The 23,018-nt window shown below is 73.1% G+C and carries 27 protein-coding genes and 1 riboswitch; of the genes, 11 read left to right on the top strand and 16 right to left on the bottom strand.

The window, feature by feature from the left end:
- The first annotated feature begins 6 nt into the window (after nucleotides 1–6).
- From P1P75_RS04100 to P1P75_RS04090, 3 genes are read left to right on the top strand one after another with little or no spacing between them, the layout of a single operon-like run.
- The gene (locus tag P1P75_RS04100; protein WP_319252017.1) at nucleotides 7–966 is read left to right on the top strand and encodes an ABC transporter permease; all 960 of its coding nucleotides are present in this window, start codon (nucleotides 7–9) and stop codon (nucleotides 964–966) included.
- Nucleotides 963–1,769, top strand: coding sequence for an ABC transporter permease subunit (locus tag P1P75_RS04095; RefSeq protein WP_319251910.1), 807 nt, complete (start codon nucleotides 963–965; stop codon nucleotides 1,767–1,769). Before P1P75_RS04100 ends, P1P75_RS04095 begins: the two co-directional genes overlap by 4 nt.
- Nucleotides 1,766–3,331, top strand: a complete 1,566-nt coding sequence (locus tag P1P75_RS04090) for an ATP-binding cassette domain-containing protein (RefSeq protein ID WP_319251908.1) — start codon at nucleotides 1,766–1,768, stop codon at nucleotides 3,329–3,331. Before P1P75_RS04095 ends, P1P75_RS04090 begins: the two co-directional genes overlap by 4 nt.
- A gap of 6 nt (nucleotides 3,332–3,337) precedes the next feature.
- On the opposite strand, the gene P1P75_RS04085 is transcribed toward P1P75_RS04090, so the two are convergent.
- Nucleotides 3,338–4,090, bottom strand: coding sequence for a DUF2071 domain-containing protein (locus tag P1P75_RS04085; RefSeq protein ID WP_319251906.1), 753 nt, complete (start codon nucleotides 4,088–4,090; stop codon nucleotides 3,338–3,340).
- 157 nt (nucleotides 4,091–4,247) lie between these two features.
- Between P1P75_RS04085 and P1P75_RS04080 the strand changes: the two genes are divergently transcribed.
- The 5 genes from P1P75_RS04080 to P1P75_RS04060 all read left to right on the top strand — a co-directional run bounded on the left by P1P75_RS04080 (nucleotide 4,248) and on the right by P1P75_RS04060 (nucleotide 7,490).
- On the top strand, nucleotides 4,248–4,370 hold the full coding sequence (locus P1P75_RS04080) for a hypothetical protein (protein ID WP_319251904.1): 123 nt from the start codon (nucleotides 4,248–4,250) through the stop codon (nucleotides 4,368–4,370).
- Between the two features lie 84 nt (nucleotides 4,371–4,454).
- Complete coding sequence (locus tag P1P75_RS04075) at nucleotides 4,455–4,889, top strand: MarR family transcriptional regulator (RefSeq protein ID WP_319252015.1); 435 nt, start codon at nucleotides 4,455–4,457, stop codon at nucleotides 4,887–4,889.
- Between the two features lie 196 nt (nucleotides 4,890–5,085).
- Entirely contained in the window at nucleotides 5,086–6,078 is a 993-nt protein-coding gene (locus P1P75_RS04070; RefSeq protein WP_319251902.1) for a YihY/virulence factor BrkB family protein, read from the top strand.
- Between the two features lie 222 nt (nucleotides 6,079–6,300).
- Nucleotides 6,301–6,597, top strand: coding sequence for an ANTAR domain-containing protein (locus P1P75_RS04065; protein WP_319251900.1), 297 nt, complete (start codon nucleotides 6,301–6,303; stop codon nucleotides 6,595–6,597).
- A gap of 89 nt (nucleotides 6,598–6,686) precedes the next feature.
- Complete coding sequence (locus P1P75_RS04060; RefSeq protein ID WP_319251898.1) at nucleotides 6,687–7,490, top strand: helix-turn-helix domain-containing protein; 804 nt, start codon at nucleotides 6,687–6,689, stop codon at nucleotides 7,488–7,490.
- Nucleotides 7,491–7,565: 75 nt separating this feature from the next.
- Here the strand turns inward: P1P75_RS04060 and P1P75_RS04055 are convergent, their stop codons facing one another.
- The 5 genes from P1P75_RS04055 to P1P75_RS04035 all read right to left on the bottom strand — a co-directional run bounded on the left by P1P75_RS04055 (nucleotide 7,566) and on the right by P1P75_RS04035 (nucleotide 11,998).
- Nucleotides 7,566–9,569: an FAD-dependent oxidoreductase gene (locus P1P75_RS04055; RefSeq protein WP_319251896.1), complete on the bottom strand. Its 2,004-nt coding sequence runs from the start codon at nucleotides 9,567–9,569 to the stop codon at nucleotides 7,566–7,568.
- 210 nt (nucleotides 9,570–9,779) lie between these two features.
- Nucleotides 9,780–10,505 carry a metallophosphoesterase gene (locus P1P75_RS04050; protein WP_319251894.1) on the bottom strand — a complete coding sequence of 242 codons (726 nt, stop codon included), beginning with the start codon at nucleotides 10,503–10,505 and terminating at the stop codon, nucleotides 9,780–9,782.
- On the bottom strand, nucleotides 10,502–10,831 hold the full coding sequence (locus P1P75_RS04045) for a hypothetical protein (RefSeq protein WP_319251892.1): 330 nt from the start codon (nucleotides 10,829–10,831) through the stop codon (nucleotides 10,502–10,504). The genes P1P75_RS04050 and P1P75_RS04045 overlap by 4 nt, the downstream gene beginning before the upstream one ends.
- Nucleotides 10,831–11,520 carry a nucleotidyltransferase family protein gene (locus P1P75_RS04040; protein WP_319251891.1) on the bottom strand — a complete coding sequence of 230 codons (690 nt, stop codon included), beginning with the start codon at nucleotides 11,518–11,520 and terminating at the stop codon, nucleotides 10,831–10,833. The genes P1P75_RS04045 and P1P75_RS04040 overlap by 1 nt, the downstream gene beginning before the upstream one ends.
- A gap of 130 nt (nucleotides 11,521–11,650) precedes the next feature.
- Nucleotides 11,651–11,998 carry a hypothetical protein gene (locus P1P75_RS04035; protein ID WP_319251888.1) on the bottom strand — a complete coding sequence of 116 codons (348 nt, stop codon included), beginning with the start codon at nucleotides 11,996–11,998 and terminating at the stop codon, nucleotides 11,651–11,653.
- 76 nt (nucleotides 11,999–12,074) lie between these two features.
- Between P1P75_RS04035 and P1P75_RS04030 the strand changes: the two genes are divergently transcribed.
- Nucleotides 12,075–12,833, top strand: a complete 759-nt coding sequence (locus P1P75_RS04030) for an IclR family transcriptional regulator (protein ID WP_319251886.1) — start codon at nucleotides 12,075–12,077, stop codon at nucleotides 12,831–12,833.
- A gap of 161 nt (nucleotides 12,834–12,994) precedes the next feature.
- Nucleotides 12,995–14,131: a PP2C family protein-serine/threonine phosphatase gene (locus P1P75_RS04025; RefSeq protein WP_319251885.1), complete on the top strand. Its 1,137-nt coding sequence runs from the start codon at nucleotides 12,995–12,997 to the stop codon at nucleotides 14,129–14,131.
- A 54-nt stretch (nucleotides 14,132–14,185) separates the two neighbouring features.
- Here the strand turns inward: P1P75_RS04025 and P1P75_RS04020 are convergent, their stop codons facing one another.
- The 3 genes from P1P75_RS04020 to P1P75_RS04010 all read right to left on the bottom strand — a co-directional run bounded on the left by P1P75_RS04020 (nucleotide 14,186) and on the right by P1P75_RS04010 (nucleotide 15,647).
- The gene (locus tag P1P75_RS04020) at nucleotides 14,186–14,443 is read right to left on the bottom strand and encodes a hypothetical protein (RefSeq protein WP_266453698.1); all 258 of its coding nucleotides are present in this window, start codon (nucleotides 14,441–14,443) and stop codon (nucleotides 14,186–14,188) included.
- Nucleotides 14,444–14,668: 225 nt separating this feature from the next.
- Nucleotides 14,669–15,412, bottom strand: coding sequence for a CbtA family protein (locus P1P75_RS04015; RefSeq protein ID WP_319251883.1), 744 nt, complete (start codon nucleotides 15,410–15,412; stop codon nucleotides 14,669–14,671).
- 16 nt (nucleotides 15,413–15,428) lie between these two features.
- Entirely contained in the window at nucleotides 15,429–15,647 is a 219-nt protein-coding gene (locus P1P75_RS04010; RefSeq protein ID WP_319251881.1) for a CbtB domain-containing protein, read from the bottom strand.
- Between the two features lie 62 nt (nucleotides 15,648–15,709).
- Nucleotides 15,710–15,783, bottom strand: a riboswitch (cobalamin riboswitch).
- 115 nt (nucleotides 15,784–15,898) lie between these two features.
- Between P1P75_RS04010 and P1P75_RS04005 the strand changes: the two genes are divergently transcribed.
- Nucleotides 15,899–16,495, top strand: a complete 597-nt coding sequence (locus tag P1P75_RS04005) for a histidine phosphatase family protein (RefSeq protein ID WP_319251879.1) — start codon at nucleotides 15,899–15,901, stop codon at nucleotides 16,493–16,495.
- Nucleotides 16,496–16,625: 130 nt separating this feature from the next.
- Here the strand turns inward: P1P75_RS04005 and P1P75_RS04000 are convergent, their stop codons facing one another.
- The 7 genes from P1P75_RS04000 to P1P75_RS03970 form a co-directional block, all read right to left on the bottom strand.
- Nucleotides 16,626–17,150 (bottom strand): DUF4396 domain-containing protein, encoded by a 525-nt coding sequence (locus tag P1P75_RS04000; protein ID WP_319251877.1) that lies wholly within the window; start codon nucleotides 17,148–17,150, stop codon nucleotides 16,626–16,628.
- Between the two features lie 373 nt (nucleotides 17,151–17,523).
- Complete coding sequence (locus P1P75_RS03995) at nucleotides 17,524–17,697, bottom strand: DUF305 domain-containing protein (RefSeq protein WP_319251875.1); 174 nt, start codon at nucleotides 17,695–17,697, stop codon at nucleotides 17,524–17,526.
- A 78-nt stretch (nucleotides 17,698–17,775) separates the two neighbouring features.
- Nucleotides 17,776–20,094, bottom strand: coding sequence for a heavy metal translocating P-type ATPase (locus tag P1P75_RS03990; RefSeq protein WP_319251873.1), 2,319 nt, complete (start codon nucleotides 20,092–20,094; stop codon nucleotides 17,776–17,778).
- Between the two features lie 109 nt (nucleotides 20,095–20,203).
- Nucleotides 20,204–20,524 carry a heavy-metal-associated domain-containing protein gene (locus P1P75_RS03985; RefSeq protein ID WP_319251871.1) on the bottom strand — a complete coding sequence of 107 codons (321 nt, stop codon included), beginning with the start codon at nucleotides 20,522–20,524 and terminating at the stop codon, nucleotides 20,204–20,206.
- A 371-nt stretch (nucleotides 20,525–20,895) separates the two neighbouring features.
- A complete protein-coding gene (locus P1P75_RS03980) occupies nucleotides 20,896–21,549 on the bottom strand; it encodes a DUF3105 domain-containing protein (protein ID WP_319251869.1) in 654 nt (217 codons plus the stop codon).
- Between the two features lie 88 nt (nucleotides 21,550–21,637).
- Nucleotides 21,638–22,078 carry a hypothetical protein gene (locus P1P75_RS03975; RefSeq protein WP_319251867.1) on the bottom strand — a complete coding sequence of 147 codons (441 nt, stop codon included), beginning with the start codon at nucleotides 22,076–22,078 and terminating at the stop codon, nucleotides 21,638–21,640.
- Between the two features lie 333 nt (nucleotides 22,079–22,411).
- Nucleotides 22,412–23,018: DNA-directed RNA polymerase subunit alpha C-terminal domain-containing protein (locus P1P75_RS03970; protein WP_319251865.1), on the bottom strand; the 607-nt coding region annotated here is incomplete at its 5' end.

Here is a 23,018-nt window from a genome sequence, read left to right as displayed (position 1 = left end):
AAGAGCCTGAGGGCGAGCGGCCTGCCCTCGTTCGTCGCCCGGCGGCTGCTTCTCGGCGCCGCGCAGACCGTGGCCGTCGTGCTGCTGGTCTTCGCGCTCACCGAGGCGCTGCCGGGCGACGCGGCCGTCGCCCTGGCCGGCGACCAGCCCGACCCGGCGCGCATCGCCGCCATCCGTGAGGCGATGGACCTCGACCGGCCCGCCTGCGAGCGGCTCGCGGACTGGGCCGCGGGTCTGACGCACGGCGACTTCGGGACCTCCCTGACCTCTGGCCGCCCGGTGTCCCAGTACCTCGGCGACGGCTTCGGGCCGACCCTGTTGCTGGCCTCCCTCACCCTGGCGCTGCTCGTCCCGCTCGGCCTCGGCCTGGGCGTCCTCGCCGCCCGCCACGAGGGACGGCTCGTGGACCGGCTGGTCAGCTCCGTCACCCTGGCGGTGTACGCCGTCCCCGAGTTCGCCCTCGGGGTCCTGCTGGTGACGGTCGTCGCGCTCGAACTGGCCTGGCTGCCGCCGACCGCCGTCGGCTACGGCACCGACCTGCTCGCCCACCCGGCCGCCCTGGTCCTGCCCGTGCTGGTCCTGCTCTCCCGGCCGGTCTGCTCGCTGTCCCGCCTGGTCCGGGCCGGCATGGTCGACGCCCTCGCCGCGCCCTACGCCGTCCACGCCCGCCGCTGCGGTGTCCCCGGCGACCGCGTCCGCTACGCCCACGCCCTGCCCAACGCCCTCGCCCCGGCCGTCCAGCAGCTGGCCCGCACCGCCGACTGGCTGCTGTGCGGGGTCATCGTCGTCGAGGCGCTGTTCGTCATCCCGGGCCTCGGCACGGTCCTGCTCAACGCCGTCGCCGAACGGGACGTACCGGTCGTGCAGGGGCTGGCCGTCGTCTTCGGGGTGCTGACCGTCGTCCTCAACCTGGGCGCGGACCTGGTCGCGCACCGGCTGACACCCCGCGCGGAGGTGGCCGCGTGACCCGCAGCCGCTTCGCCCTCGGCCTCACGGTCGTCGCCGTCCCGCTCGGACTCGCCCTCCTGGGCCCCCTGTTCGCCGGTGAACCCGGCCCCCGCTCCCTGTCCTTCGCCCTCGGCGACGGCCACCCGCTGCTCGGCACCGACTTCGTCGGCCGGGACGTCCGGCGGCAGGTCCTGCTCGGCGGCCGTACGGTCGTGCTGACCGCCCTCGCCGCGACCGCCCTGGCCTACCTGGTCGCGCTGCCCGTGGGACTGACCGCGGCGCTCACCCACGTACGGCGTCTGGAGGAGCTGCTGATGCGGCCGCTGGACGTGCTGCTCGCCGTACCGTCCCTGCTGCTCATCCTGCTCGTGGCGTCCGTGTTCTCGCCGGGCGCGGCCGGGCTCGCCCTGCTCGTCGCGCTGGTGAACGTGCCCGACGCGGCCCGGATCGTGCGGGCGGCCGCGGGCGAGGCCGCCGCCCGTCCGGCGGTCGAGGCGCTGCGCATGCAGGGCGAGACCTGGTGGCGCGTCGCCGTGGGCTACGTCGGCCGGGCCACCCTGCGCACCCTCGCCGCCGACGCCGGGGTCCGGCTGACCGGCGTGCTCTATCTGGTGTCCACGGCCGCCTTCCTCGGCGTGGGCGTGGCGCCGGACGCCGCCGACTGGGCGGTCATGGTCGACCGCAACCGCACCGGACTGTTCGTCCAGCCCTGGGCGGTCGTGGTGCCCGCCCTGCTGATCGTGGCCCTGACCACGGGCACGAACCTTCTCTTCGACGCAGCCCTGGAGAAGACCCCGCGACGGAAGGGACGACGACCGTGAGCCGACAGCCGGCGCCGAGGACCGGCGAGAGCGCCCTCGTCGCGGAGATCCGCGAGCTGCGCGTCGAGATCGACGGACGGGCCGTCGTCGACGGGGTGAACCTGCGGGTGCCGCCCGGCCGGGTGACCGCCCTGGTCGGGGCCTCCGGCAGCGGCAAGACCACGACCGGCCTCGCACTGCTGGGCGAGTACCCGCCCGGCGCCCGCGTCACGGGGGAGGTACGCCGCCCCGGCGACGGGCCGGTCGGATACGTGCCCCAGCACCCCGCCGCCGTCCTCAACCCGGCCCGCCGCGTCAGCGCCCTCCTCCACGACATCGCCCGCCCCCAGGTACGTCACCTGGCGCGCCCCGAACGCCGTACGGCCGCCCGCGAACTGGTCCTTCGCGCACTGCGCGACGCCCAACTCGCCGACGGAGAGGCGCTGTTGCACCGCTACCCGCACCAGCTCTCCGGTGGCCAGCAGCAGCGGGTCGTCCTCGCCCAGGCCCTGCTGCTCGGCGCCCGTGTCGTCGTCGCCGACGAACCCACCACCGGCCAGGACGCGTTGACCAAGAGCCGGATCGTCGAGCAGCTGGCGGCGGTCGCGGGGCAGGGCATCGCCGTCGTCCTGCTCAGCCACGACCTGGACGTGGTGCGCGCCCTCGCCGACGAGGTTCTCGTGATGCGCGCGGGCCGGGTAGTGGAGTCAGGACCGGCCCAGCGGCTGTGGCGCGCACCCCGGCACGAATGGACCCGCCGGCTCCTCGACGAACACCGGGCCGACCCGCCCCAGGACACCGGTGCCGACGCGGCCCGGCCCGTGCTGACCGTCCGCGACCTGACCGCCGTGCACGGCACCACCACCGTGCTGCGCGCCCCGCGCCTCACCCTGGGCGCCGGCGAGTGCCTCGCCGTCGTCGGCCGCTCGGGCAGCGGCAAGACCACCCTCGCCCGCTGCCTGGCCGGACTCCACCGCGACCACACCGGCGAGATCCTCCTCGACGGGACGGCCCTCCCGCGCAGCCTGCGACGCCGCCACCGGGACCGGCTCGCCGCCGTGCAGTACGTGTTCCAGGACGCCCGCGCCGCCTTCGACGAGTTCCGTCCCGTCCTCGCCCAGGTCGCCCGCACGGCCGTCCGGCTGCGCGGCACCGACGAACACACCGCGAGCCAGGAGGCGTTGGCGACCCTGGCCCGGCTCGGCCTGCCGGAGGAGCTCGCCCACCGCCCGCCCGGCGCCCTCTCGGGCGGCGAACGCCAGCGGGCCGCCCTCGCCCGCGCCCTGCTCGCCCGGCCCCGCGTCCTGATCTGCGACGAGATCACCTCCGGCCTCGACACGGTCACCCGGCGCGGCATCCTCGACCTCCTGGCCGGCCTCCTGAACGAAGGTGACGACCTCGCCCTCGTCCTCATCACCCACGACCTGGACACCGCGCGCCTCGCCCACCGCATCGCCGTACTGGAAGCGGGCGAACTGGTCGAACAGGGCCTGGCGGAGCGGATACTGACGGAGCCTCGGCACCCCTTCACCGTCTCGCTGATGGAGACGACGGCACGTCTGGGGGCGGCGACGCGTCCCTGACGGGCGTCAGGGGGTCGGGATTCCCGCCGGGCGGGCCGGGCGGCCCAGGCGCACCGGCACGCCCGGCGAGTACAGGACACTGACCGGCGCCCCCTGCGGCGCCGGCAGTCCGGCCGCGGCGACCAGATCCTCCTCGCACACGAGCAGCTCCGCCCGGTGCAGGGGCCAGCGCGGATGGTCGTTGGGCAGATAGGCGGCGCCGCCGAAGAACGCGTTGTGCATCCCCCAGCGCGCGGTGAGGAAGTGCTCCAGTTCCGTGGGCTCCTCGATGCGCTCACCCCGGCGCACCACGATCCGGCTCGACGCACCGTGCGGCCCTGGCCACCGGCGCGCACTCGTGTAGGCGACGGTGTCGCCGTCCGCGCGCACCCGCATCCGCGACCACAGATACGGCAGCCGGAAGCCGACGCGCCCCATCACCACCGGGATCAGCCGCGCCGCGTCCATCGACCGGAACACCACCCCGCGCCGCCCGTGCCCGTCCACCGAGTACAGCCGCACGTTGGTCTCCGGGAACGACCCGAGATACGGCACCCCCGGCAGCCGCAGCCAGCCCACCCGGTGCATCCGGAAGGCGACCAGACCGACGTACGTCGACCCCTCGTGCACGTCGGGAACCGTGCCCGTCGGCAGGAGCCCCGCCACCGACTCCGGCGCCACCGCCCAGTGGACGAAGCACAGGTCGAGCCACTGCTGGGTCAGCAGCGGCATCCCGACGGGGTCGGGGGCGTCGGGCGTCACGGAGGCGGGCTGCTGCACGGCGCCAGAATGACAGAGGGCAGGTGACGCCCCGTACGCCGCCCCTGCACCGACAGGACGAATCCCGGGCGTGGAATCCGGCCGGGGGTGCACCCGTGCTGTGTAATGCCGGGGCAGGTCACGGACGTGGACGTGGCCGCGGAGGGGGAGGTGGCGGATGGCCGGACGGGTGCGCGGCACGGCGGTCACCCTCGTGCTCGCCGTCGCCGTCAGCGGGTGCGGCGCGGTGTCGGAACGGCGCGACGACGTACGCGCCGCGAGCGGCCGGGGGAGCCGCTAGTACGCTGGCGGTCGTCCCAGTGCCTGCGAGAGTGTGACCGTGACTGCCTTCCGCCATCGCCCGGACACCGACGAGGTCGCACGGGTGACCGCGACGGCCGCGGAACTGCTGGAAGTGCTGTGGGGAAGGGCCTCGACGGCTCCCGCGTCCGCCTCCCAGCTGCGCGTGCTGTTCGTCCTGGAGCACCAGGAGGGCATCAACCTGCGGACCCTCGCCGAGTCCCTGGCCTCCACCCCGCCGTCGACGAGCCGGCTGTGCGACCGGCTCCAGGCGGCCGGGTTCGTGGAGCGGGTGGTGAACCCCTCCGACCGGCGTGAGCTGCGGCTGCGCCTCAGCGGCCGGGGCCGGGCCTTCCTCGCCGACCTCCGGGAGCGCCGGGAGGCGGAGCTGCGGGCGGTGCTGGTCGGGATGCCCGCGAGTAAACGGGTCGCGCTGCTGGAAGGGCTCGACGCGTTCTGCGACGCGGCGGCGGGCCGGGCCCACGACGGGATCCCGGATTCCGGCAGCCGTACGGCCTGACCGGCGGGGCGCGTCAGCCGACGCACCGGCACCTCCCGGAGCGGGGAGCCGGCGCGCGGGGCGGTGGCCCACCCGGGGACCGCGCACGAAACACACACGGAGGCACTGTTACCCCGAGCCGCCGCGAACCTGTACCGGCTGTGGCCCAGGTCTCCGAAGAACGCATGGAACGGCCCACCGGGGTTACTCCGTCGCTATGGCACGGACATCGAGAACCCGACCGGACGAGCAGATGGAGCGCCGGGAACCGGACGGACCGAGCCGGCTGCCCAAACGTTCCTGGATGGCGGTGCTGAAAGGCACGGTCAAGGAGTTCAAGGACGACGAACTCACCGACCGCGCCGCCGCACTGACCTACTACGGGGTGCTGGCGCTGTTCCCCGCCCTGCTGGTCCTGGTGTCACTGCTCGGCATCGCCGGCAAGTCGGCGACCGACGAGGTCCTGGAGAACATCCAGAAACTCGCCCCGGGGTCAGCCCGGGACATTCTCTCCGACGCGGTCACCCAGCTTCAGGGCCGCGGCGGGATCGGCTCGGTCATGGCCCTCGTCGGTATCGTGCTGGCCGTGTGGTCGGCCTCCGGCTATGTCGCCGCCTTCATCCGCAGCGCGAACGCCGTGTACGACGTACCGGAGGGCCGTCCCGTGTGGAAGGTGCTGCCGGTCCGCGTCGGCGTGACGGTGCTGCTGCTGGTACTGGCCGTGATCAGCGCGCTGATCGTGGTGTTCACCGGTGACCTCGCCCGCCGGGCCGGGACGGCGCTCGGCATCGGCGACACCGCCCTGACGGTGTGGTCCATCGCCAAGTGGCCGGTGCTGGTCGTGCTGGTCACCATCATGATCGCGCTGCTGTACTGGGCGACCCCGAACGTGAAGGGCCGTGGCTTCCGGTGGATCACCCCGGGCAGTGTGCTGGCCCTGCTGATCTGGCTGATCGCCTCGGCCGGCTTCGCCTTCTACGTGGCCAACTTCGCCTCGTACAACAAGACCTACGGCACGCTCGCCGGCGTCATCGTGTTCCTGGTGTGGCTGTGGATCAGCAACATCGCCATCCTGCTCGGCCTGGAGTTCGACGCGGAGCTGGCCCGTCAGCGGGCCGTCGCGGGCGGACTGCCGCCGGACGAGGAGCCGTACGTGCCGCCCCGGGACACCCGCGCCTGGAGCGAGGAGGACCAACGCCGTATGGCATGAGGGACGCCCGGCGATCTCTCCGTCAGGGGCCCGGCCGGGAAGGGAAGCCAGCCGCGGGCCATGAGGGTTTGGGACCTCAGGGACGGCGACCGGCGGCTCACCCGGCGGGTGGCGTCATGGCGGTCGGCCGGCGCGCGGCAGGGGCACCGTGACACCGGCGGGGCCCGCGGCCTCGCCGGCCCTCGGCGAGGGGAAGGCGAGCAGAGAGAAGTGGAGTGGAGGATGGCCGCGGAGGAGGACGTCGAGGCGCGTGTCGCCGCCCTACGGGAGGAGGTGGCCCAGCTGCGGCAGGCCGTCGCCTCCCACGCCGTGGTCGACCAGGCGATCGGGGTGGTCGTCGCCGTGGGCCGGGTCCGCCCCGAGCAGGGCTGGGAGGTTCTGCTGGAGATCTCCCAGCACACCAACACCAAGCTGCGCGAGGTTGCCGAGTACGTGGTGCAGGGCGCCCACTGCCGCTGGCTCCCCGACGAGATCCACCAGGCGCTGACGGCCGCCCTGGCCCGTGCGCGGTCGGCCTGATCCACGCGGGACGGGCACGGGCTAACTCTCGGTAACCCAAGCCGTGACGTAGGGTCGACCTCTGGGGAGTGACACCGGAGGGGGAGGACGTGTCGCCGGAGTCCGTGCGGTTCGCGGTCCTGGGGCCCGTGAGAGTGCGCCGCGGGGACACCGAGCTGGAGCCGGGCGCACCGCAGGAGCGGGCCTTCCTGGCGCTGCTGCTGGTCAGGGCGGGCCAGCCGGTCAGCATGGACGAGATCGTCGACACCCTGTGGGGGACCGACCCGCCCCGCAGCGCCGTCAACGTGGTCCGCCGCCACGTGGGTTCACTGCGGCGGCTGCTGGAACCCGGCCTCCCCGCCCGCGCGGAGGGCCGCCTGCTGCTGCGCGACGCCGGCGGCTACCGGCTGCTGACCGAGGGCGACTCGCCAGGGGAGTGGCGCGGCCCGGTCGCGATGGGCATCGCGGCCGCCGCGCGCGCGAGCACGTCCGGTTCACGGCCGCCGGCCGCGAACTCCTGGAGACGGCCCGCCTGGCGGCCGACGCCGCCCTGCTCTGCGGCCGGACCGCACAGATCCTGCCCGCGCTGCGCCGGGCCACCGCCCCTTGACCCCCTCGACGAAGACCCCCTCGACGAACCGCTGCACGCCCGGCTGATCCTCGCCGCCGCCCAGCGCCCGTGGGCCGCCGCCGCGTTCGAGGAGACCGCCACCGCGGCCGGCTGGAGGACCAAGTCGGCCTGGGCTCTGATCGCCGGCGCGGACAACGCCATCAACCCCGAGGTCGAGCGCTTCGGCGCCAAGCGTGCCGGCGCGACGATCGTCGAGATCGAGGGCGCCTCGCACGCCGTCGCGGTGTCCCGGCCGAAGGAGGTCGCGGGCCTGATCCGCACGGCGGTCCGCGCCACGGGCTGACCCCGCAGGAGCAGCCAGAGGCCGGCACCTCACGAGCAGCTACAGGCCGGCCCCGCCCCTCGAAAGGGGCCGGCCTCACCTCCCGTGCACCTCCAGCGCCGCCCGCACCGCGGACTCCAACGCCCCCTCGATCCAGGACGGCTTGACCGAGGTGTGATCACCCGCGAAGTGCAGCGGACCCTCCGGGGAGCGGATCGCGGTCAGCAGTTCCGTGTGCTGGCCGGGGAGCAGGACGGACGCCTCCCCGTAGGCGTACGGATCCCGCAGCCAGCTCTGGGTGCGGCCCGCGCCTGTGTAGAAGACCTCGATCCGGCGGCCGTAGACCTGCTGGAGGCCCCGCAGGGCGTGCGGATAGCGGGCGTCGTCGTCGAGGGAGTCCCAGCGGGAGGCGTCGTCGGCCCAGCTGTAGGAGGCGAGGACGACACCGCCCCGGCTGCCCTCGACCGGGTGGGACGGGTTGATCATGAAGCGGTTGGAGTTGTCGGAGACGGAACCCCCGCCGACGATGTGTGCCGCCTCCGGCTGGTCCCGGCCCACCCACCGGTTGGCGGCGTGGTGCACCCGCTGCCCCGCCGTGATGTGCCCCGGCGGCACGGACGGATGTGCTCCGAGCAGACTCCCGTCGGCCGGCGCCTTCCCCGCCCGGTACTCCTCGTACAGCCCCGCCCGAACGGCGTCCAGCTCCCGCTTCCAGTCGGCCTCCGTGAACTCCCACCAGCGCCGGCCGAACTCCAGCAGCACCTTGGTCGCGCTGTCGTAGTGCAACTCGGCGACGGCCCGCCGCTTCTTGTACGACATCAGCGGGCTGACCTGCACCTGGCGCAGCCCCGAGAACGGCACGGTGACGATCGCGACGTCACCGGTGAACTGCTCGCGCACCACCGTGCCGTCGCGGCCCTCGGACACGGTGTCGATCCATACGTGCGGGCCGTCCGCCCGGACGTGCCGGGTGCCGTCGGTGCCGGTCCGGTCGGGCGACCAGTACTCGATGCGGGTGGCGCGCCGGTCGAGGCGCAGCACGTCGGACACCTCCCGCAGCAGCGCGTCCGGCAGTTTCGCGGTACCGCCCACCAGCTCCCAGAACGCGGTGTCCGGGCTGATCAGCGAGGCGCTGATGAAGCTGTGGATGAAGGAGAGCGGCAGCCGTGAGGTGAGGTTCTCCAGGGTGCCGACCAGGTCGATGGTGCGCTCGTCGAGGCCGGCCTCCTCGGTCAGGAAGCGGTACATCGACCAGTCGCCGAACCGCTGCACGACCCGCGCCCAGCCCCGAACCCGCTCCGGCATCGGTTTGTCGACGCGCTTGCCGTTGGGACCGACCGTGCTGAACTCGTCGCGGACCGGGTCGAGGGCTGCGCGCAGGATCGCCGAGGAGGGCGTGTCCCAGTACGTGCGCGGCACTCCGAACGACCGGTTGATCCGGCGCGGCGACTTCGCGTACTCGGAGCGGCGCATTCGGACGCCGTTCACGTGCAGCCAGGCGTTGTTGACGGGCTTGCCCTGGCCGTCGACGTCCACCAGGTGGAACGGGCGCCGCTCCACGTCGAGCTGGGCGATCAGGCTCATCACCAGCGGATGGCTGCCGGGGATCCGCATGGCGCCCGCCTCCGCGTACTGGCGGGCGTCGGCGAACGCCTGGGGCGCCTTCTCATGACCGCCGGTGCGGAAGGTCTTCACCCGGCCGCCGACGCGGTTGCCGTTGGCCTCCACGAGCGTGACCTGGTGCCCGGCCCGCTTCAGCAGCCAGGCGGCCACCAGTCCGGCGGGTCCCGCGCCGACGACGAGCACCTTCTTCGCGGTCTTCGTCCCCGCGCGGGGCAGGCCGCCGCCGAGGATCTTCTGGTAGCCGGGGACGAGCGGCCTGTCCTGTTCGTCGACCACCAGCAGAGCCCGTGCGACGGCCAGGCAGGTGGCCCAGTCGGCGGTGGACCTCGGCCGGGCCTGCGGTAAGGCCGCCGGTGCGGCCGTCGCGCCGGGGGCCGCGGCGAGGAGCGCCGCGCCGGCCGTACCCGCGGTGGCGGTCGCGGTGAAGTGTCTGCGGGACAGGGAGCGGGGTTCGTCTGAGCCGTGGAGATTGTCCATGTGCCCTGGATACGGGCGAGCGGGGGGCCGGTGCGGCGATCCGCGGGGATCACCACCTGAACGTGGCAGCGCCACGGCGCGAGTCCGAACCGGCACCTGCTTCGGGACGGGCCGCGCGCAACCGGATGCTCCCGGCGCATCCGAAACGAGGCCGTCACGGGTTTGGGCCGGATGAGCGGCGAGGACCGGGACCCTGGGGCGAGCCCCAGGTCAGGCCGCGTGCAACTGGTACACGTTGAAGGCCCTGCGGATCACCGGCTGGGCCACGTTGCGCACCCGGACCCCGCCGGCCGTCATCCCGTGCTCGGTGCCCATGTGGGCGTGCCCGTGGACGGACAGGTCGGCGCCCGCCGTGTCGATCGCCTCGGCCAGCAGATAGCTGCCGAGGAACGGATAGATCTCCGGCGGCTCACCGGCGAGGGTGTCGGCGACGGGGGAGAAGTGCGTGAGCGCGATCCGCAGGTCGCAGCCGCCGCGGCCGAGATCCTCCAGCGCGCCGTGCAGCGCGTCCGCGCTGCGCCGGGTGTAGCGGACGAACTCCTTCATCAGCGGTTCCCCGAACTCCCCTGCGCTGCGGCCGACGAACCCGCCGCAGAAGCCCTTGGTGCCCGCGATGCCGACGCGCGTCCCCGCGCACTCCACGACGGTCCCCTCGCCCTCCAGGACCGTGACGCCGGCCTCCTGGAGGATGTCGGTGACCTTCTCGGGCTGCTCGTCGTGATGGTCGTGGTTGCCGAGGACCGCGACCACCGGCACCGGCAGCCCGCGCACCTCCCGGGCCACCACCCGTGCCTCCTCCGGCGTGCCGTGCCGGGTCAGGTCACCCGCGAGCAGCAGCAGGTCGGCGCACTCGTCGAGGGTCTCGAAGGCGGGCCGCAGCAGGCCCTGGCTGTCGGGGCCCATGTGGATGTCCCCGACGGCGGCGACACGGATCATGGCAGGTCCTCCGCGTGGTCGGGGGAGGCGGTCTCCGCCACCTGGACGTCGGTGTGCACGGCGAGCCCGGCCAGCTCCTCGTGGACGGTCCACAGCAGCGTCTCCCGGCACTCCGCCGACGGCACCGTGCCGGTCACCACGACCGACCCGGCCCGCACCTCGGCGCGCACACCCAGCTCGGCCAGTTCCTCGGCCGCGAGCCGGTCGTGCAGATGGGCGACGCGGTACTCGATGTTCCCGGCGTCCCCGGCGTCCCCGGCATGCCCGGCGTCCCCCGTGGGCCGGTCTGTGCCGCCGCCGCTCGCGGGCTGAGCGAAGGGACTCATCACCGGTCCTCCTTCGGCCTCGGCGCGATGACGTCCAGCCGTTCCAGGAAGTAGAAGAACGCGTCCGGCATCGGCTCGTCGCCGCAGGCGCGGCGCACACGGTCCCAGTCGACCTTCTCGCGCAGCGTGCGGGCGATCGGCAGGACCGCCCCGAAGTCGCAGTGGTGCTCGGAGAACGCGGCGATCAGGCTGTGCACCAGATCGGTCGGCGACAGGACCGGCATGAAGACCGAGTCGACGGAGAGCCTCTCCGCCCGCTCCAGCAGTTCCGCGGTGACCGGCTGATGGGCCAGCTCGAAGATGAGGTCGACCTGCTGGCCGAGGCAGGCCGCCTTCAGCAGCCAGTCCTCCGGCGGCTCGTACACCACGAGCCCCGCCTCCCGCAGCGTCTCGGCGACGGACTCCGCGTCCTCGGGACGGATGGCGAAGTCGACGTCGTGCTGCAGGTTCTGGGTACCGCCGTGGGCGTAGACGGCGACGCTGCCCGCGAGGGCGAACAGATGCCCCTTGCGCTTCAGGATCGAACCCACCTGCTTGGTGGCCTGGAGGATCGCCTGGTTGCGGTCCAGCGGCAGATCTTCCGCGGGCACGTCGTCCGGCGGTCCGAGATCCGGGTCCCCCGTCGCCAGCCGCAGTTCCGCGACGCCCGCGGCCTGCTCGAGAGCGTCGTCGTCCGCGTGCTGCGTCATGTTGCTGCCCCCTTTCCTGGACGTCCGTCGCCCGGCACGCCCGCCGGGCCGGTCCGAAAAACTCTGACGGCGAGATCTCCGAGTACCCGGCCGGAGGTCACCGACACCGGGCGCCCCTGAGAGACCGGCCTCAGATGCTGTGTCCGTGCGCCGCCAGCCAGCGGTGCACGGCGACCTTGTCGGCCGGGGTGATCCGGACCGCCCCGTCGACGCGCGGCCCCTCGTCCTCGTTGAAGCCGGTGTCGGTGACCCTGGCGGTGACCCAGGTGGCGAGATCCTGGGCGGCACGGCCCGACAGGGAACCCCGTTCCCACCCGGTGCGGGCCTCGTGGGCCGCGGCCGGATCGTGCCGCTCGGTCTCCGCGAGCCAGGCCGGGACCAGCCGCTCCACGGTGCGGCGCTCCGGGGACGCGGAGGCCCGTCCCGCGCCCGTGCCGTACGGATCGCGCTCAGCGTTGGTGGCGTCGGTGTCGTTCATGCGGACCGGGTGCCCCCAAACGGGCACGCCCCTCACCCGTCTTGCCCGTTCGGGGCGCCTGACGCAGGCTGTACGCATGGGTACGCAGGGCGCCCCCACGCTGATCACGTCCGTACAGCGGGCCTTCCGCCTGCTGGAGGCGGTCGGCGCGCACGACAACGGTGCCCCGGCGAAGCAGCTGGCCCGAGAGACGGGCCTGCCCCTGGCCACCGCCTACCACCTGCTGCGGACCCTCGTCCACGACGGATACGTCCGCAAGCTGGAGGACGGCGGCTTCGTGATGGGGGACAAGATCCAGACTCTGCGCTCGACGGGCCGCGGTCAGGCCCTGCTCAGCCGGGTCCGTCCCACGCTCGCCGCGCTGCGGGACGAACTGGCGACCGCCGCCTACCTCACCTTCTACGAGGAGGGCGAGATCCGGGTCGCCCAGATCGTCGACGGCCCCCGCACACCGCGCGTCGACCTCTGGGTGGGATTCGAGGACGCCGGCCACGCCACCGCGCTCGGCAAGTCCGTCCTGCGCGAGCTGGACGACGCGGCACGCCGGGAGTACCTCTCCCGCCACCACCTCTCCGACCTCACCCCGCGCACGATCACCAGTTCTCCCGAGCTGCTGCGACGCCTCGACTCCGCGCCGATGGCGCCGGCCGTCACCGACATGGAGGAGTACGCCCTCGGCACGGTCTGCGTCGCCGTGCCGGTCTACAGCGGCGACACGCTCGGCTCCATCGGGGTGTCGCTGCCGGTGGACCGGATGCCCCGGCTGCGGGAGATCCGGGAGCGGCTCATCCCGACCGCGGACCGCGTGACCAGGGGCCTGTCGCTCACTATCTGAAAAGCCGCTCCTTGTGGCACTTCGATCGAACCCGTATTCCTGGATGAAACAGGCGTTTCAGGGGCGATCCCCCGTGCACAGATGAGGACTGCGGACACACCATGAGTGAGGCCCGAGACCGTCGTGACGGCCGCCGGAGCGTGCGGCGCTTCAGGAACCGGATGGATTCTCCCTGGGCTTGCGCGGTCAGGCGGGCCGCCGCGCGGTCGGCCGCCGGGACGGCCGTACTGCCCGTCCTGCTCGTGACCGTCGTCGTGCTGGCCGTGGACCTGGCCGGCGGGGCCGGGGCGATCTGGCTGCCGCTGCTCGCGGCCGGACCGGCGCTGGCCGCCACCACCAACGGTCCGCGTGGGGTCCTGTGCGTCGGACTGCTCGCCGCGGCATTGGGCGTCGTCCACGGCATGCGGCACGGTGTTCCGGGCCGTGAGCTGGCCGCCGCGCTGTCCGTCCTGGTGGCCGTCACGCTGGCGAGCGGCCTGGCCAGCGTGCTGCGCGGACGCCGGGAACGGGTCCTCGCCGCCGTGCGTTCCGTCGCGGAGACCGCCCAGCACGCGCTGCTGGTGCCGGTGCCGCCGACGGTCGGCCCGTTCCAGGTGGCCGTCCGCTACAGCGCCGCCGCGGCCGAGGCCCGCATCGGCGGCGATCTCTACGCCCTGGTGTCCACCCCGTACGGCGTCCGGCTGATCGTCGGCGATGTGCGCGGCAAGGGGCTGCCCGCCGTGGGCACCGCCGCGCTGGTGCTCGGCGTCTTCCGGGAGGCGGCCCACGACGAACCCGACCTCCTGGCCGTCGTCGGCCGGATCGAACGCAGTCTGGCGCGCAACCTCGGCCACGACGACTTCGTCACCGCCGTGGTCGCCGGATACCCGCGCCCCGGACACCTGGAGGTGGTGAACTGCGGACACGCGCCCCCGCTGCTGGTCGGCGCGAGCGGAGACGTCGTCCCGGTGGATCCCCCGCATCCGGCCCCGCCGCTCGGACTTCGCGCCCTCACCGACCAGACCCCCGACCTCCATGTGCTGCCGTTCACCGACGGCGACCAACTGCTGCTCTACACCGACGGCGTCACCGAGGCCCGCGACCGCAACCGCGAGTTCTACCCCCTCCACGACGGGCTGGCGCGCACCCTGACCGACGAGCCGGCGAGCACGCTCACCGCGCTCCACGCCGACCTGCTGGCCCATGTGGGCGGCCGCCTGCACGACGACGCGGCGCTGCTCCTGATCCGCAAACCGCTCCTGCCCCACCAGCCGGTACCGACCGCTGGTACGGCCGCCGTCGCACACCTGGCCAACTGACACCGGCGGCCCCCCTCGCATCGAGGGGGGCCGCCGGACCGCGGGGCGCGGGGCTCAGGTCAGGGCGTGCGTGAGCCAGCGGTGCAGCGCCGACTGGACGCCCTGCGGGAGTCCGCTGAGCTGCTCGATGGCCTCACGGTCGCCGGGCATCGGCGCGATGCCGGCGGTGGTGAGAGCCGCGTGCAGTTCCAGGCGGCGCACGTCGCGGGGGTCGAGCGTCAGCTCGAAACGCTGGGCGGGGTCCGGCGGTGCGAGCGGGTAGTCCTCACTCGCCCAGGAGGGCCGGCTGTACGTCGTGGTGATGTGGGCCATGGACGGATTCCTCTCCTGCATGGTGTGCAGAGGCTGCCGGGAGGGACTCCGCCGTCCCCGCCCCCGGTTCCACCGCGTCACCGGATCCACCCGGATGCAGCAGCGGGGCCGGTGGGCGGGCGCCCGGCCGTGTCACCGAGGGCGGTTGCCGGACCGGGCGGGCAACACGCGCGGCGGGGGCTGCCGGGCGCGCCCCCGGACAGCCCCCGCCGCGCGGGTCGTCGTTCAGGCCGCCAGCGTGGCGACCCGGCCGCGTACGGCTCTCGGTTCGAGGACTCGTTCGGCCAGGTAGCCGAACAGGAGCCCGAAGGCGGACCACAGCACGGCCTGGATACCGATCGAGGCCAGGCGGAACTCCCACAGGTCGGCGGCGGGGAAGCCCCGGGGAATGGCGTCCCCCCGCGGCAGGACCGCCATCGCGACCCCGACCACCGCCACGAACGCGGCGCCGGCGGTGATGGAGGCGTTCCAGTTGCCCCAGGCCGGGGCGAGCCTGCGGCCCAGCAGGACTGCGGCCGTGCCCAGCAGCACGCTCAGGGCGATCATCAGCACGAACAGGCTGGTGCGCTTGCCGAGGGTGTCCGGGTCGCCGACGGCCGGCGGGTTCGCCGGGTACTTCAGGATCGGCACCAGGTAGACGAGCAGGAACCCGGCGAGCGCGGTCAGCGCGGCGGTCGCCCGCGCGCCGAACCGGCCGATGCGGCCCAGCGCGAAGCAGAACGCGAGCGCCGCGATGCCGCCGATGGCGACACCGAACACGAGCACGCCCGTGGCGAGGCCGGCCGTCGACTGGACGGACCTGCTGACCAGTTCCTCGCCGTGCTCATGGGCGCCGGACTCCTCGAACGCGATGGCCGCGTCCACGGAGCCCTCTCCGACGAAGTAGGCGAAGACGAAGGCGAGCACGCCGGCACCCAGGCCGGCGAGCATGCCACGCACCAACAGGGTGCGTACGGTTACGGAGTTCATGGAAGGGCCGCCCCGTCTAGTGGCAGGGGAAGCCGAGGAGGTGGCGGGCGTCGTGCACCCACTCGTGCACGCCCTCACCGGAGACCAGCGACGTGACGCCCTGCTCGGCGCCGACGAAGTACAGCAGGACGAGCATCAGGATGCCGACGAAAACGGCCCAGGGGGCGATCGCCCGCAACGGCAGCGGGGTGAGGGTCTGGGTGGTGGGGGTGGGGGCGGCAGTGGACTGCGCCATGGCGAGACCTCCTCGGGAACATCGCGTCCCGCATCGTGTGGAGCACGCGACGACGGCGTTGGGTCTGACTCACCGTCACCTCCGGGGAGGGGACGGCACACAGTGGCGCGACCGTGCCGGGCTTGCACCGGCTTCCGTGGCGCCGTCGTCCTTGTCGCCCCTGATGGTAGGGGTCCCGAGGGCATCGGCCAACATGGCGTACGCCACCTACGATGAACCGCCCACCGGCCGCATCCGGCGAAGGGACTGTCATGACCGTCCGGCTCACCCTGCTGTGCGCCGCCGCCCCCGCGGAGGGCGACGTGCGCTTCGGCGACGTCCACCTCGACGAGCGGGCCTTGCGCCGAGCGCGAGCAGTCGCGGCGAGCGTCGCCGGAGCCCTGCCCGAGGGGGCCTCCTGCCGTACGGCGCCGTCGGAGCGCTGCCGGCGGACGGCACAGGCCCTGGGCTGGGACGACCCCGTCGTCGAACCCTCGCTGCGCGACCTTGACCTGGGCGACTGGCGCGGCCGGACACTCGACGAGGTCGCGGCCTTGGACGGTGCCGGGCTGGGCGCCTGGATGACGGATCCGGCGGCCGCACCCCACGGCGGCGAGTCCGTGGCGGAGGCCTGCGGCCGGGTCGCCGCCTGGCTGGATGTGCTGCCGCCGGACTCGGGCCGGGTGCTGGCCGTGGTGGAACAGGCGGTGGCGCGGGCCGCGGTACTGCGTGCGCTGGACGCGCCGTTGTCGTCGTTCTGGCGTGTGGACGTCCCGCCGCTGTCCGCGGTGCGGCTCACCGGCCGCGTCGGACGCTGGAACCTGCGAATGGGCGTTCCCGGCATGGAAGTTCTCGGCGGGGAGGGCTGAACCCCTGCCTCGGCGGCGCGCCTCGCTTTCCCGTCCCGTGCCACTGGGGCCGCGCGGGCACCGGAACGTGTGCGGGTGCCCCGATCGACTCGGGGCGCCCGCACACGCTGCGGACGGTTCCGCCTGATCGTCAGTGGTGGGCGTGGACGACGGCGTGGCCCTTGCCGCGGCCGATCATCCACTTGTTGACCGGCGTCGTGACCAGGAACGCGACCACGAAGCCGCCCAGCAGGGCCGACCAGAACAGCGCGTCGGACAGGTGGGCGTCCATCGCGCCGGGGACCAGGGCGATGATGCCGTTGTCGACGATCTCCATCACGGCGATGGACACCGTGTCCGCGGCGAACGCGACCGCGACCGCGCTCTTGAAGCCGAGGCCGGCCCGGATGACCGCGAACAGGGTGAACGAGTAGCCGAAGAGGAACGCCAGCGTGATCGCCAGGATCATGGTGGGCACGTTGCCCCACATCAGGGCCGTGCCGATGACCATGCCGAGGATCTCGCCGATGGCGCAGCCGGTGAGGCAGTGCAGGGTCGCCCTGACCGCCGTACCCCACGATGCCCCCGTGGGCGTCCCCTTACCCGCCGGGCCGTGGTGATCCTCGTGGGTCGCGTGGTCGTGCCCGGTCTCCGTCTGGTGTGCGGTGTGGTCCATGACCGTCATCCCCATTCCCTTCCCGTGTGACCCGTCTCCCCGAGCCCCACACTCACGACTGTATACCCCCCAGGGGTATGCCTCAAGGTGTGGAGGCCGGTATGCGGCCACTCGCGGACGGACGCCGACGACGGGGGCCACTACCGACGACGAGGGTGACTACCGCGTGACCGGCGGCTACGCCATGGCCAGCTCCTTCACGACGACGTTCCACCGGCTGGTGGGCGTCAAGCCGAGGCAGTACTTCCCGCTCGACGACCAGGGCACCTCGTGAGGCCGTGAGGCCGTGAGGCCGTGAGGTCATGGCGTCGCTGGGCATCAGGCCGTCGGTGCAGGTGGCGCGGGCCCGGTAGTCCGGCCCGCGCCCGCCGACTCAGAGCCGGCCGAGGATGCTCTGGAGCTGCTTGACCTCGGCCGACCGTCCTTCGACGATGGCGCCCGCCATCTTCACGGCGCCGGCATACTCACCGTTCTTCCGCTCGCCCTGGGCCATGGTGATCGCGCCGTTGTGGTGCTCGATGTGCGGCGGACGGGCTTGCGGGTTCACGGGAGGGGCTCGTACCGGCCCTGCCCGGCCGCCGTCCTCTCGGACGGCGACCGGGCGGCGCTGAGCGATGGGGCCGGGCTACTTGAAGGAGCGCAGGCGCAGGCTGTTGGTGACGACGAAGACCGAGGAGAAGGCCATCGCGGCACCGGCGATCATCGGGTTGAGCATGCCGAAGGCGGCCAGCGGCAGGGCGGCGATGTTGTAGCCGAACGCCCAGAACAGGTTGCCCTTGATGGTGGCGAGGGTCCTGCGGGAGAGCCGGATCGCGTCCGCCGCCACCCGCAGATCACCGCGTACGAGGGTCAGGTCGCCCGCCTCGATCGCCGCGTCCGTCCCGGTGCCCATGGCCAGACCCAGGTCGGCGGTGGCGAGGGCGGCGGCGTCGTTGACACCGTCGCCGACCATGGCGACCGTACGGCCCTCCGCCTGGAGCCGCTTGACGACGTCGACCTTGTCCTGCGGCAGCACCTCGGCGATGACCTCGTCGATGCCGACGGCCCGCGCGACCGACTCGGCGACGAGCCGGTTGTCGCCGGTCAGCAGGACCGGCTTCAGCCCGAGCGCGCGCAGCTCGGCCACCGCCTCGGCACTGGTCTCCTTGACCGCGTCGGCGACGGTCAGGACCCCGCGCGCCTCGCCGTCCCAGGCCACGGCGACCGCCGTACGCCCCTCGGCCTCCGCGGCGGCCTTGGCCTCGGCCAGCTCACGCGGCAGTGCGATGACCCAGTCCTGGAGGAGCTGCTCGCGGCCGACGAGCACCGCGTGGCCCTCGACGACGCCCTGGACACCGAGACCGGCGACGTTCTCGAAGCTCTCGGGTACCGGCAGGCTGCCCGCCCTCCCCCGCTCCCGGCTTCGCTCGAACGGGGGGACGCCCGTCTCGGCGCCCGCCGCGATGGCCTGGGCGATCGGGTGCTCGGAGGCGTGTTCCAACGCGCCCGCGAGGCGCAGCAGCTCGCCCTCGTCCACACCCGGCGCGGTGAAGACGTCCTGGAGCCGCATCCGGCCGGTGGTGACGGTGCCGGTCTTGTCCAGGACGATCGTGTCGACACGGCGGGTGGACTCCAGGACCTCGGGGCCCTTGATCAGGATGCCGAGCTGGGCGCCGCGGCCGGTGCCGACCATGAGGGCGGTCGGTGTCGCGAGGCCGAGCGCGCACGGGCAGGCGATGATCAGGACGGCGACGGCGGCGGTGAAGGCGGCGGTCGTGTCACCCGTGAGGCCGAGCCAGGCGCCGAGCGTGGCGGCGGTGATCACCAGGACGGCGGGGACGAAGACGCCGGAGATCCGGTCGGCGAGGCGCTGCACGTCCGCCTTGCCGTTCTGGGCGTCCTCGACGAGCCTCGCCATCCGGGCGAGTTGAGTGTCGGCGCCGATCCGGGTGGCCTCGACGACGAGCCGGCCACCGGCGTTGACCGTCGCCCCGGTCACCGCGTCACCGACGCCCACGTCCACCGGTACGGACTCGCCGGTCAGCAGGGCGGCGTCGACCGCGGAGGCACCCTCGACGACGGTCCCGTCGGTCGCGATCTTCTCGCCGGGGCGTACGACGAAGCGGTCACCGACCGCCAACTGGGCGACAGGAATGAGTACTTCCACGCCGCCGCGCAGTACCGCGACCTCCTTCGCGCCCAGCTCCAGCAACGCCCGCAGTGCCGCACCCGCCTTGCGCTTGGACCGCGCCTCCAGGTAGCGCCCGGCGAGGATGAACGTGGTCACACCGGCCGCGGCCTCCAGATAGATGGAGGAGGAGCCGTCCGAACGGGAGATGGTGAACTCGAAGCCGTGCCGCATGCCCGGCATGCCGGCGTCTCCGAGGAACAGGGCCCACAGCGACCAGCCGAGGGCGGCGAGCGTGCCGATCGACACCAGCGTGTCCATGGTCGCCGCGCCGTGCCGGGCGTTCGTCCAGGCGGCCCGGTGGAAGGGGAACGCACCCCAGATCACGACCGGAGCGGCCAGCGTCAGCGACAGCCACTGCCAGTTGTCGAACTGGAGGGCCGGCACCATCGCCATCAGCACCACGGGCACCGAGAGCGCCAGCGACACCAGCAGGCGCTGCCGCAGGGTGAGCAACTCCTGATCCGCGGCGGGCACGGCGCTCGGTACGCCGCCGTCGTCGCCCGGGGGAGTGGGCGGGGGCGGCTCCGCGGCCGTATAGCCGGTCTTCTCGACAGTGGTGATGAGGTCGGCGACCCCGATCCCGTCCGGGTAGGAGATCTTCGCCTTCTCGGTGGCGTAGTTGACGGTCGCCGTCACGCCGTCGATCCGGTTGAGCCTCTTCTCGATGCGGGCCGCGCAGGAGGCGCAGGTCATCCCGCCGATGGAGAGCTCGACCTCGGAGACGGGCGCGGGGGCCCTGTCGGGAAGTGTCTTCTCGGGAGCCGTGCTGGTCATGGAGATTCTCCTGGGGAAGGCCGGGACGTACGGCGTCCGTATCAGCGGAGCGGCGCGCCCCGGCGGGGAGGAATGCGCGTGGTCCGGGGCCGCCCGGCCCCGGACGGGCTCACGCGGTGCCGACGAGCTCGTAACCCGCCTCCTCGACGGCGGCCCGGACGGCCTCCTCGTCGAGCGGGGCGGTGGAGGTGGCGGTCACCTCACCGGTCTTGGCGACGGCCGTGACCGCGATGACGCCGTCCAGCGCGGAGATCTCCTGGGAGACCGCGCCCTCGCAGTGCCCGCAGGTCATGCCGGACACCCGGTAGACGGTGGTGACCGCGCCGCCCTGACTGTCGGACGCGGCGCCGGAGTGACAGGAGCCGTCGGCGGAGCAGCAGGAGCCGGAGGCCTGCACGTCGGTGACGCCGGAGTTCTTCAGGTCGGTCATGGCTACTTCCCTCGGCTGTCGATGCGTGGGTCGCTTGCGGAGGAGCTCGGTCCGCCCCTCCCGACGAGAACGACTATATACCCCTAGGGGGTATGCCGGAAGTCTGGGTCGGCCCAGGAAATCCCGCGCCTGAGGTGTCGCGACGCTCCTCAGCGGATCGACAGCCCACAGGGATGCCCGCGCTGCCGTGGACCTCCCCGTGCGCCGGATCTCGGCTGCGCGGCGGCCTGGACGGCCTGTACGGCCCACCGCGCCGGCCGGCGCTCCACGGCCTTCACCGCACCGGCCGGCGACACTGCTGAACGGTGTCCGGCCGCTTCACGGTCACTGGCGGAGGAGCCGGGCCCGGCTCCTCCGCCAGTGACCGTCCGTCACACGGTCAGACCGCCGGAACAGGCGGCGCCGGGCTCAGGCGTCTGTGCGCCCTGGACGTACTTGGTGATGAACTGATCGATCCGGGGGTCGGCCGCGGTGTCCACGCCGAGCTGGTGGCCCCAGGCACTGAGCATGATCGGCCCGGACTGGTCCGGGTTCGGGCTCATCAGCGTGTAGGGAGTCTTGGAGACCTTCCCGGCGAGCTTCTCGACGTCGGCGGCGACGGCCTTGTCGTTGTACGTCACCCAGACCGCGCCGTGCTCCAGCGAGTGGACGGCGTTCTCGTCCGGGACGGCCTTCGTGTAGACGGTGCCTTCGCAGGTCATCCACGCCTGGTGGTGGTCACCGCCGACCGGCGGATTCATCGGGTAGGTGACGGCGGCCTCGACGTGGTTGCGCCCGAGCTTCCCGGCGTCCCAGGACTTCTCACCGCTCACCGGCTTTTCCGCGGCGGCGGCCTGCCGGGCTTCCTTCTCGTTGGCGTCGTTGATGGCGTAGGCGCCCCAGCCGACGAGCCCGGCGAGGATGACCGTACTGATCGTGACGGTGAGGATGCGGCTGCGGCGTTCGCGCGCCCGCTCGGCGCGGCGAGCCTCCTCGATCTTGGTCCGTCGGGCCGCGGCGGCCGTCCTCTTGCTGGTCTTGCTCATGACTGTGCTGTCCTCGTCCCCGCCGTACGGCGGTGGGTGCAGGGCTGAAAAGGGATGCCGGTACGCGCGGATCGCGCGCGCATCCCTGTCAGGACCGCTGAACCTGGAGGACGTGGAGATCGGGAGGGCCCCCGGAGGACGGAAGCACCAGGGCACGGACGCCGGTGTCCGAGCCGCAACGGCTGGCCGGCAGCCGGGGCAGGACCGCGGGCAGAGGCGCGACGGAGGCGGGAAGCACCGCGCGCACCCCGGGATCGGCCTGACCGCAGCACTCGTCACGGGGAGGACAGTCGTCCGACCGCGCCACCACCGCCGCCGCACGGTGCCCCACGCGCTGGTCCGTCCCGGCCTCCGCGGCGGCCGGCGCCGATACGGGCACGGCGTCGGCGGCGCGCTCGGTGCCGACGTGGGCCACCGAACCCAGGCACATCATCAAGGTGGTGAGCAGCACGCCGAGGGCAGGCCGGAGCAGCGCGGTCCGCGTGCCACGCCACGCGCCGCGGCGACTGTTCTGCGGACGGCTGCTCATCACGCAGATGCTAAACGGTGCCCGCGAACAGTCTTTCGGTCGGCCCCCGCGAAGTGAGCCCTGTGCCGAGGCCGACAGGGCGGTGCGTTGCCGAGGCCGAGGCCGACAGGGCGGTGCGTCACAGTGACGACGCCGGGCGTCGCCTCGGATCGCCTCGGAACATGCACCATCCGGCGACACCTCGCCCGCCGGATGGCGCGAGCGAGCGGGCGAGCGGGCCGGGGACAGGAGAGGTTCTCCTGTCCCCGTACCCGAAGCGCTCCACGACCGGCGCAGCACAGCGCTCAGTGCTGCTCGGCCGCCACTGGTGCCGCTGCTGGTACCGCAGTACTGCTAGTACTGCTCGGTCTCGACGAAACCCGCGTCCGCGTCGTCGTCGGCGCCGAGGGCGTCGGCAACGGCCGTGGGGTCGAATCCGGGCGGGCTGTCCTTGAGGCCGAGGCCCATGCCGGCCAGCTTCGCCTTGACCTCGTCGATCGACTTCGCACCGAAGTTGCGGATGTCGAGCAGGTCCGCCTCGGAGCGGGCGACCAGCTCGCCCACGGAGTGGACACCCTCACGCTTGAGACAGTTGTACGACCGGACGGTGAGCTCCAGGTCCTCGATCGGCAGAACCAGGTCAGCGGCGAGGGCTGCGTCCGTGGGGGACGGGCCCATGTCGATGCCCTCGGCGTCGATGTTCAGCTCGCGGGCGAGACCGAACAGCTCGACCAGGGTCTTACCCGCCGACGCCATGGCGTCACGCGGACGCATCGACTGCTTGGTCTCCACGTCGACGATCAGCTTGTCGAAGTCGGTGCGCTGCTCGACACGCGTCGCCTCGACCTTGTACGTGACCTTCAGGACCGGCGAGTAGATCGAGTCGACCGGGATGCGCCCGATCTCCTGACCGATCTGCTTGTTCTGCACGGCGGAGACGTAACCGCGGCCACGCTCGACC

Source organism: Streptomyces sp. ID05-39B (assembly GCF_033794725.1).
GTDB classification, from domain to species: domain Bacteria; phylum Actinomycetota; class Actinomycetes; order Streptomycetales; family Streptomycetaceae; genus Streptomyces; species Streptomyces bobili.
This window is presented reverse-complemented; position numbering and strand designations above follow the sequence as displayed.

Coding starts and splice junctions, on each gene's coding strand:
- P1P75_RS04080 (WP_319251904.1), top strand. CDS start 4,248: ATGGCCGGACGGGTGCGCGGCACGGCGGTCACCCTCGTGCTCGCCGTC.
- P1P75_RS04070 (WP_319251902.1), top strand. CDS start 5,086: ATGGCACGGACATCGAGAACCCGACCGGACGAGCAGATGGAGCGCCGG.
- P1P75_RS04065 (WP_319251900.1), top strand. CDS start 6,301: ATGGCCGCGGAGGAGGACGTCGAGGCGCGTGTCGCCGCCCTACGGGAG.
- P1P75_RS04055 (WP_319251896.1), bottom strand. CDS start 9,569: ATGGACAATCTCCACGGCTCAGACGAACCCCGCTCCCTGTCCCGCAGA.
- P1P75_RS04050 (WP_319251894.1), bottom strand. CDS start 10,505: ATGATCCGTGTCGCCGCCGTCGGGGACATCCACATGGGCCCCGACAGC.
- P1P75_RS04045 (WP_319251892.1), bottom strand. CDS start 10,831: ATGAGTCCCTTCGCTCAGCCCGCGAGCGGCGGCGGCACAGACCGGCCC.
- P1P75_RS04040 (WP_319251891.1), bottom strand. CDS start 11,520: ATGACGCAGCACGCGGACGACGACGCTCTCGAGCAGGCCGCGGGCGTC.
- P1P75_RS04035 (WP_319251888.1), bottom strand. CDS start 11,998: ATGAACGACACCGACGCCACCAACGCTGAGCGCGATCCGTACGGCACG.
- P1P75_RS04030 (WP_319251886.1), top strand. CDS start 12,075: ATGGGTACGCAGGGCGCCCCCACGCTGATCACGTCCGTACAGCGGGCC.
- P1P75_RS04025 (WP_319251885.1), top strand. CDS start 12,995: ATGGATTCTCCCTGGGCTTGCGCGGTCAGGCGGGCCGCCGCGCGGTCG.
- P1P75_RS04020 (WP_266453698.1), bottom strand. CDS start 14,443: ATGGCCCACATCACCACGACGTACAGCCGGCCCTCCTGGGCGAGTGAG.
- P1P75_RS04015 (WP_319251883.1), bottom strand. CDS start 15,412: ATGAACTCCGTAACCGTACGCACCCTGTTGGTGCGTGGCATGCTCGCC.
- P1P75_RS04010 (WP_319251881.1), bottom strand. CDS start 15,647: ATGGCGCAGTCCACTGCCGCCCCCACCCCCACCACCCAGACCCTCACC.
- P1P75_RS04005 (WP_319251879.1), top strand. CDS start 15,899: ATGACCGTCCGGCTCACCCTGCTGTGCGCCGCCGCCCCCGCGGAGGGC.
- P1P75_RS04000 (WP_319251877.1), bottom strand. CDS start 17,150: ATGGACCACACCGCACACCAGACGGAGACCGGGCACGACCACGCGACC.
- P1P75_RS03990 (WP_319251873.1), bottom strand. CDS start 20,094: ATGACCAGCACGGCTCCCGAGAAGACACTTCCCGACAGGGCCCCCGCG.
- P1P75_RS03985 (WP_319251871.1), bottom strand. CDS start 20,524: ATGACCGACCTGAAGAACTCCGGCGTCACCGACGTGCAGGCCTCCGGC.
- P1P75_RS03980 (WP_319251869.1), bottom strand. CDS start 21,549: ATGAGCAAGACCAGCAAGAGGACGGCCGCCGCGGCCCGACGGACCAAG.
- P1P75_RS03975 (WP_319251867.1), bottom strand. CDS start 22,078: ATGAGCAGCCGTCCGCAGAACAGTCGCCGCGGCGCGTGGCGTGGCACG.